This is a genomic window from Kitasatospora sp. NPDC052868 (genome assembly GCF_044547105.1).
In the GTDB taxonomy this organism is placed as follows: domain Bacteria; phylum Actinomycetota; class Actinomycetes; order Streptomycetales; family Streptomycetaceae; genus Kitasatospora.
This window is the reverse complement of record NZ_JBITZW010000001.1, coordinates 630,269-638,840: the sequence shown is the minus strand read 5'-3', so window position 1 is coordinate 638,840 and position 8,572 is coordinate 630,269. Positions and strand designations below refer to the sequence as shown.

General features: G+C 72.5%; 5 protein-coding genes. 2 read left to right on the top strand and 3 right to left on the bottom strand.

All coding sequences use genetic code 11. From position 1 onward, the window contains the following. Positions 1-156 precede the first annotated feature (156 nt). From ACIGZJ_RS02795 to ACIGZJ_RS02785, 3 genes are all read right to left on the bottom strand, one after another. A complete protein-coding gene (locus ACIGZJ_RS02795) occupies positions 157-1,848 on the bottom strand; it encodes a DEAD/DEAH box helicase (RefSeq protein WP_396455573.1) in 1,692 nt (563 codons plus the stop codon). A 156-nt stretch (positions 1,849-2,004) separates the two neighbouring features. Further along, complete coding sequence (locus ACIGZJ_RS02790) at positions 2,005-2,208, bottom strand: cold-shock protein (RefSeq protein WP_363609217.1); 204 nt, start codon at positions 2,206-2,208, stop codon at positions 2,005-2,007. 297 nt (positions 2,209-2,505) lie between these two features. Beyond that, positions 2,506-4,680, bottom strand: a complete 2,175-nt coding sequence (locus tag ACIGZJ_RS02785; RefSeq protein ID WP_392927901.1) for an MMPL family transporter — start codon at positions 4,678-4,680, stop codon at positions 2,506-2,508. 543 nt (positions 4,681-5,223) lie between these two features. On the opposite strand from ACIGZJ_RS02785, the gene ACIGZJ_RS02780 reads away from it, so the two are divergent. Together ACIGZJ_RS02780 and ACIGZJ_RS02775 are read left to right on the top strand one after the other, a co-directional pair. Further along, the gene (locus ACIGZJ_RS02780) at positions 5,224-7,458 is read left to right on the top strand and encodes an MMPL family transporter (protein ID WP_396455749.1); all 2,235 of its coding nucleotides are present in this window, start codon (positions 5,224-5,226) and stop codon (positions 7,456-7,458) included. A 123-nt stretch (positions 7,459-7,581) separates the two neighbouring features. Next, positions 7,582-8,475 carry a phosphotransferase enzyme family protein gene (locus ACIGZJ_RS02775; RefSeq protein WP_396455572.1) on the top strand — a complete coding sequence of 298 codons (894 nt, stop codon included), beginning with the start codon at positions 7,582-7,584 and terminating at the stop codon, positions 8,473-8,475. Positions 8,476-8,572 lie beyond the last annotated feature (97 nt).

Here is an 8,572-nt window from a genome sequence, read left to right as displayed (position 1 = left end):
GGGGGGGGGCCTTTTGGGGGCTACCAGCAAAGGCCGGGGGGGGGGGCCGGGCCCGCGGGGCGCGGGGGGGGCGGGGGGGGCCCCCGCCCCCCCCGGGGGGGGGGGGGCGGCCCGGGCGGGGGCCGCCCCCCGCCGCCGTGGCAGCGTGCCGGTGTCTCAGTCGGTCTTGCGGCGCTGGCGACCGGTGCCGTAGTTGGAGCCGGAACCGGAGCCGGAGCCCGGCTTGGCGCGCCCGGAGGAGCGGCCGATGAAGCCGGCCGCCTGGCGGGAGGAGCCGCCGCCCTGGCCACCGCCACCGCCCGCGGCGCCGCCGACGCGCTGCTTGGGACGCGGGCGGCGCGGGTTGCCGTTCATGTCGACGTCGGCCGGCAGGCCGGAGCGCTTGCCGCCGGAGCGGCGGCGCGGCGAGGACCCGGCGGGCTTGGCCTCGGGGGCCGCGGCGGTGACCGGAACGGCCACGGTGACCGGGGTGCCGCTGGGGGTGCGGGCGCCGGTGATCCGGGCGAGCTCGGCGTCGCCGGGGCGGATCCGGGTCGTGGTCGGCCGGATGCCGGCCACCGTCATCAGCCGGCTGACCTCGCGGCGCTGCTCGGGCAGGACGAGGGTGACGACCGTGCCGGACTCGCCGGCCCGGGCGGTACGGCCGCCGCGGTGCAGGTAGTCCTTGTGGTCGATCGGCGGGTCGACGTTGACGACCATGTCGAGGCCGTCGATGTGGATGCCCCGGGCGGCGACGTTGGTGGCGATCAGCGCGGTGACGAGACCGTCCCGGAACTGGTCGAGCACCCGGTTGCGCTGCGGCTGGGACTTGCCGCCGTGCAGCGCGGCCGCCTTCACGCCGTTGGCGAGCAGCTGCTTGGCGAGGCGGTCGGCGCCGTGCTTGGTGTGCACGAACATGATCAGCCGGCCCTCGCGGGAGGCGATGTGCGCGGTGGCGGAGGCCTTGTCGGCGGCCTCCAGCTGCAGCACGTGGTGGTCCATCGTGGTGACCGCGCCGGCCGACGGGTCGACCGAGTGGGTCACCGGGTCGGTCAGGAAGCGCTTGACCAGGCGGTCGACGTTGCGGTCCAGGGTGGCGGAGAACAGCATCCGCTGCCCGCCCTCGGCGACCTGCTCCAGCAGCTTGGTGACCTGCGGCAGGAAGCCCATGTCGGCCATCTGGTCGGCCTCGTCGAGCACCGTGATGGCGACGTCGGACAGCCGGACGTCACCGCGGTTGATCAGGTCGTCCAGTCGGCCCGGGGTGGCGACGAGCACCTCGGCGCCCCGGCGCACGGCGTTGGCCTGCCGGGTGATGGACATCCCGCCGACGACGGTGGCGATCCGCAGGTTGACGGCGGTCGCGTACGGGGTGAGGGCGTCGGTGACCTGCTGGGCCAGCTCGCGGGTCGGCACCAGGACGAGCGCCAGCGGGTGGCGGGAGTCGGCGCGCCGGCCGGCGGTGCGGGCGAGCACCGGCAGGCCGAAGGCGAGGGTCTTGCCGGAGCCGGTGCGGCCGCGGCCGAGCACGTCGCGCCCGGCCATCGAGTCGGGCAGGGTGGCGCCCTGGATCGGGAACGGCTCGGTGACACCCTCGCGGGTGAGCGTGCTCAGGATGCCCTTGGGCAGGTCCAGCTCGGCGAAGCTCGTCACCGGGGGCCGGGCCGGGGTGCCCTCGACCACGGTGAAGTCGGCGGGCGCAGCGGCACGCGGAGCGCTGTTGCGCGGGGCGCCGCCCCGGGAGGCACGCGGGGCGCCGCCAGTACGGGGGGCGCCGCCGCCGCCGCTGCGGGTGCGCGGCTTGCGCGAGCGGTCGGTGCGGTCGGTGGTGCGGTCGCCGTCACGCGGCGAGCGGGCAGGGGTGGTCACGGAGTCTCCGTCCGATGGTGGGCAGCCCTGTGCGGGGCTGGTCGGCCGTCGGGGATGGAGTCGCCGCCCCGGCCGTTCGGCGGCATGCACGAGGGCCCGCACCGTGCGGTACGGGCCCTCGCTACGCGAGATCGCGAGTCAGCTCGGAAGCTGGACTCAGATGACGCGGATGTGCTCGGCCTGCGGGCCCTTCTGGCCCTGCGTGACGTCGAACTCGACCTTCTGGCCCTCGACGAGCTCACGGAAGCCCTGAGCCTCGATGTTCGAGTAGTGGGCGAACACGTCAGCGCCGCCACCATCCTGCTCGATGAAGCCGAAGCCCTTTTCGCTGTTGAACCACTTCACGGTGCCGGTAGCCATAACCGTCTCCTCAAAAAACTGGGGCATCAGGGCCCACACCTCGTGGACCCCAAGTAGCCGCGATCCCCATCCGGAGACTGAAACACCGGACAAAACAAATGCGCCTGTTGGTTGGAACCAGCAGGCGCACACAAACGTTCATGGGAACCAAAACTGCAACTGGTTCGACTGTAGCACGGCGTCACCCCGATTGACCGGGGGGTTTTTGCCCAGCACGTCACGTTTGCAGGCCGTGGAACAGGGGCAGGCGGCGCCCGCCGAAGCGGACGCCGCCTGCCTTGCTCCTGCTACCGGCGGTCAGTGCCGTCCGGCCGGCTCCGGCAGGCCGTGCGTACCGGTCAGCGGGGCCGCCCCGGCCCCGTGCTCGTCGTCGGCGCCGTGGCCGGGCCACCAGGCGGCGCGGCCGATCAGCGCGGTGAGCGCTGGGGTGAAGAAGAGCGCCATCACGAAGGCCGCCAGCGCGATGCCGAAGGCCATCGCGAAGCCGAACTCCAGCATGAAGACGTTGCCCGCGAGCATGAAGGTCGCGAACGACGCCGCCAGGATGAACCCGGCCGCCGCGACCGTCGGACCGCCGTGGCGCAGCGCCTCACGGGCCGCCTCACGCGGGTTGCGGCCCGCACGGGCCTCCTCCCGCAGGCGGGCGATGATCAGGATGTTGTAGTCCGTACCGATCGCCACCACGAAGAGGTAGATGAGGATCGGCAGCATGAACATCAGGCCGGTCTCGCTGCCGATCTGCTGGAAGATCAGCGTGGCGGCACCGAGGGTCGCCGTGAAGCCGAGGCCGACCGAGACCATCAGGTACCACGGGGCGACCACGCTGCGCAGCTGCAGGCCGAGGATGAGCAGGATCAGCAGACCCGCGATCGGGAAGACCAACTTGTAGTCGTGGGTCATCGCGAGGTTGATGTCCTTGTAGACGGCGGTCAGACCGCCGACCTTCGCCTCCGTACCGGTCGGCGCCTGGCCGTGGGCCACGTCGCGCAGGTCGGTGAGGGTGTCGATCGCCTCGTTGCTGTCCGGCTTGTGGTTGAGCAGCACGGTGAAGTCGGCCGTCTTGCCGTCCTCGCTGAGCTGGGGCTTAGCCGCGACCGGGGACACTCCGGACACCGAGCTGAGCTTGGCCGCGTAGCTCTCGAACGCGGCCGGGTCGAGCTTGGCACCGGCGGTGCTGGTCAGGTAGACGTGGCTCGGGTCCGCCGCGCCGGCCGAGAAGCCGTTCATCAGCTTGTCCTGGACGACCATCGACTCCTTGTCCTTGGGCATGGAGCTGCCCGCCAGGTCGAAGGTGCCGTTGTAGCCCAGGGCGCCGGCCGACAGCGCCACCAGCACGCCGCCGGAGGCCAGGGCCACCAGGGCGGGGCGCTTCTCCACCATCCGGCCGAGCGCGGCGAACCTCGCGTTGTTCGGCTCGTTCATCCACTTCTTGCCCGGCCAGAACACACCGCGGGCCGGGATGACCGCGAGCACGGCCGGGGCCAGGGTGAGCGAGGCGAACGCGGTGACGACCACGGCGATGGCCAGGGCCGGGCCGAGCGCCTTGAACATGCCGAGGCTGGAGAGCACCAGCACCGCGAAGGCGACGGTGACCGCACCGGCCGCCGAGGCGATCGCCTCGCCGACCCGGCCGACGGCGTTGGCCACGGCCTCCTTGCGGTCGTCACCGGCCCGCAGCCGCTCGCGGTAGCGGAACGCCAGGAAGAGGAAGTAGTCGGTGCCGACGCCGAGCACGACGACGATCAGGATCGCCGACAGCACCGGGGTGCTCTCCAGGCCGAACGCCTTGGTGGCGTAGGCGATCACGCCGTTGGCCGTCGGCATCGCGACCACCAGCGAGATCAGGACCGGCAGGATGCCGGCCAGGATGCTGCGGAAGATGATCCCGACGATGATCGCGACCAGGAGGACCGTGGACATCGCGATGAGGGCGTCGGCCGAGCCGGAGGACTCCTTCTGGTCCAGGGCCTGGGCGGCGGCGCCGCCCAGCTGGAACTTCAGGTCGGTCCCCGAGGACAGCGACTTGCCCTCCTCCCGGAGGTGCTTGGCGGCCTCGCCGAAGTCCTCGGACTGCTGCTTCGCCTTGTCGATGGCGATCGGCGCGAGCGCGTACTTGCCGTCCTTGGACGTCGTCTGCTCGCTGACCGGGATGATCTTCTCGACGTCCGCGATCTTCTTGTCCGTGAGGCCCTGGACGATCTTGGCCATGGCGGCCTTGTCGGCGTCGTTCATCGCGCCGCCGTCGTTGCGCTCGAAGAGCGCCAGGGCGGAGGGCGTGAAGCTGGCCGGGAACGCCTTCTCCTGGAGCGCGGAGGCCTGGATGGACTCGTAGTGCTTCGGGAGGAAGGAAGCCTCGTCGGTCTGCGCGGTGATCGTCGGCGCGCCGGCCACGATGGCGATCATCGCGACGACCCACGCCGCGATCACCCACCAGGCGCGACGGACGACAAAGTGTCCTAGTCGGTGGAACATGCTCGTGATGCCTCCTGGGCATGGTTCACCGCAGCCCTTGGGGGACGGGACGCCGGGCGACGGCAGGACCGGCAGGGCATGGCGAAGAAGCCTACGCCTAGCCGGTCGGCAGGTAAGTAAGAGATAACATCATCCTACGAGAACTTGCCTGCCGCCCGGCAAGCAACCCCCGTAAGCCACCCCCTCGGGGACGCCGCGTGACGACCCCGCACCATCTTCACCCGCCGACCGGCCCGCTGACCTCGTGCTCCGGGTGGAGACCGCTCCCCCTCAGGGTGGAGTTTCCCCCCACTCCCAGGGAGGAGACATCAGGGTTGCCTGGTAGGGATAACCCCACCCCTTCCCCGAGGCGGGCCCCCGGGACGACTCCCCCGGTAGCCGGATACCTCCCCAACCCCCCGTTCCCTACTGTCGATTGCGGCACCGGACCCGCACCCGGCGCCGCTGCCCAGGCGGTCGACCCACCGCCGCACACCCGGCGCTCGACCGCCGCTCTCCCTGGGGGGAACTCCCGTGAAGACCAAGCTCGGCACGGCTGCCGCGATGGGCGCCTGGAGCGCCCGGCACAGAAAGACGGCCGTCTTCGGCTGGCTGCTCTTCGTCGTCCTCGCCACCTTCCTCGGCGGCATGCACGGCAGCAACGAGGTCAAGGAGTCCGAGGCGATGCCCGGACAGGTCTCCCGCGCCGCCAAGATCCTCGACGAGGCCGGACTCAAGTCGCCCGCCGGCGAGACCGTCCTGGTCCAGAGTGCCACCCTGACCTCCGACGCCCCGGCCTTCCGGGCCGCCGTCGAGCAGGTGGTCACCGGCGTCAAGGCCACCGGCAAGGCCTCCGACGTCCGCTCCCCCTACGACACCAGGGCCGTCTCGGCGGACGGCCGCTCGGCGCTCGTCCAGCTCACCGTCACCGGCGAGCGCGAGGAGGCCCTGAAGAACGTCCCGGCCGTCCTGGACGCCGTCGCCCAGGTGCAGAAGCAGCACCCCGACCTCACCGTGGTCGAACTCGGCGACGCCAGCTCCGGCAAGTGGATCGAGGAGCAGTTCTCCAACGACTTCGCCCGCGCCGAGTGGACGGCCGTGCCGCTCGCCCTCGGCATCCTGCTGGTCGCCTTCGGCGCCCTGGTCGCCGCCGTGCTGCCGGTGGTCCTCGCCATCACCGCCTTCATCGCGGCCGGCGGACTGGTCGCCCTGAGCAGCGGCTTCCTGCACACCAGCAACAACGCCAGCTCGGTGATGCTGCTGGTCGGCCTCGCCGTCGGCGTCGACTACTGCCTCTTCTACCTGCGCCGCGAGCGCGAGGAGCGGGCCGCCGGGCGCGACCTGGAGACCGCCCTGAAGATCGCCGCCGCCACCAGCGGCCGGGCCGTCCTGGTCTCCGGCGTCACCGTGGTGGTCGCCATGGCCGGCATGTTCCTCACCGGCATCGCCGAGTTCCAGGCGATGTCCTACGCCACCATCGTGGTCGTGATCACCGCCGTGCTCGGCTCGCTCACCGTGCTGCCCGCGCTGCTGTCGATGCTCGGCGACCGGGTCGAGAAGGGCCGCGTCCCCTTCCTCGGCAAGCTGCGCAGCCCCGACGCCGCCGCCACCGGCGGCCGGGTCTGGAACGCCGTCCTCACCCCGGTGCTGCGCCGCCCGCTGGCCGCCACCCTGCTCTCCGGCGCCCTGCTGGTCGGCCTGGCCGCGCCGATGCTGACGATGCACACCGCCAACCTCACCTTCCAGCAGCAGCTGCCCGAGGGCAACGCGCTGGTGGCCACTTCGAAGAAGATCGAGGCCGCCTTCCCCGGCAGCCCGGCCCCCGCCACCGTGGTGGTCAAGGCCGCCGACATCGACTCCCCCGCGATGACCGCCGCGATCGCCGACCTCAAGGCGAAGGCCCTGGCCAGCGGCCGGATGCACGGCCCGGTGGACATCACCGTGCACCCCGACAAGAACATCGCCACCATCGACATCCCGCTCAACGGCACCGGCAACGACTCCACCAGCAACGCCGCGCTGAAGACCCTGCGCAACGAGATCGTCCCCGCCACCGTGCTCAAGGTGGCCGGGACGGAGGCCCCGGTGACCGGACGCACGGCCGGCTCCTATGACTTCAACGACAAGATGACCGGCTCGATGCCGCTGGTGTTCGGCTTCGTGGTGGCCTTCGCCTTCCTGCTGATGCTCGCCTCGTTCCGCTCGCTGGCCGTCGCCGCCACCGCCGTGGTGCTCAACCTGCTCTCGGTCGGCGCCGCGTACGGGGTGCTGACGCTGGTCTTCCAGCACGGCGTGGGCGCCTCCCTGCTGGGCACCGCCGGAGTCGGCGCGGTCGAGTCCTGGGTCCCGCTGTTCCTCTTCGTGATCCTCTTCGGCCTCTCGATGGACTACCACGTCTTCGTGGTCTCCCGGATCAAGGAGGGCCGCGACCGGGGCCTGCCGACCCGGGCCGCCATCGCGCACGGCATCCGCTCCACGGCCGGGGTGGTCACCAGCGCCGCGGTGATCATGGTGGCGGTGTTCGCGGTCTTCGGCACCCTCTCCATGCAGGCGATGAAGCAGATGGGCGTCGGCCTGGCGGTCGCGGTGCTGATCGACGCGACGATCATCCGCGCGGTGCTGCTGCCCTCGGTGATGACCCTGCTCGACGAGCGCAACTGGTACCTGCCGTCCTGGCTGCGCTGGCTTCCCGACCTCTCGCACGGCGAGTCCTTCCCGCCGGTCGGCGCCCACGACGGGCCGCTCGCCCCGGCCCCCGCCGAGCAGGCCGCGGCACGGCACCGCCGGATCGAGGTCTGACCCACCGGGCCGACCCGCCCGACAACCCCAGCCCCCCTGGCCGGGCCCCGCATCACGCGGGGCCCGGCCCGCGTTTGCCAGAATGATCACCGTCCCCTGGCCGCCACCACGGAACGGACCCCGATGACCCCCTTCGACGAGGGCCGCGCCCGCCTGCTGCTCGCCCACGCCTGCGAATCCGCCGGCCTGCCCGACCCGGCCGGCGCCCGGCTGCTCGCGCTCGGCGAGAACGCCGTCTTCGACCTCGGCGACCCGGCCGTGGTCGCCAAGGTCGGCCGCGGCCCCGAGCTCCACGAGCGGGCCCGCCACGAGCTGGCCGTCGCCCACTGGCTGGCCGACCGGCGGATCCCGGTGGTCCGCCCGTACGATGCCGTCGCCCCCGGGCCGCAGCTCGCGCACGGACACCCCGTCACCTTCTGGCACCGGCTCGCCCCCGCCGAGCGGCCCGCGCGGCCGGCCGACCTCGCGCCGCTGCTGCGCGCCCTGCACGGGCTGCCGACGCCGCCCCTGCCGCTCGCCCGGCGCGACCTGCTCGCCCCGGTCGAACGCTGGCTGGCCTCCGCCGAGGGCCACATCGACCCGGCCGACGTCGCCTTCCTGCGCCGCCGCCGGGACGCCTACGCGGCCGCCCTGCCCGATCTGACCCCGCATCTGCAGCCCGGCGTCATCCACGGCGACGCGCTGCCGCGCAATGTGCACGTCGGCCCGGACGGGCCCGTCCTGCTCGACCTGGAGAACGTCTCGCAGGACCTGCGCGAGCACGACCTGGTGGTGCTCGCGCTCAGCCACGACCGGTACGGCGTCCCGGCCGAGGATTACCGGGCCTTCACCGAGGGGTACGGCTGGGACGTCCGGGAGTGGCCCGGCTTCGCCGTGCTGCGCGGGGCCAGGGAGACGGCCAGCGCCTCCTGGGTCGCGCAGCAGGCGGCGGGCAACCCGGCCGCGCTGGCCGAGTTCCGCCGCCGGGTCGCCTCGCTGCGCGAGGGTGCCACGGACGTGCGCTGGTACGCCTTCTGAGCCGTACTCGGGCCCGGATCCGCGCAACCGCCGGGGCTCTGGTGGGCGTCCTATCGGACAGTCATCCTGACCGAGGGACCGGTACCCGCCTCAGCAC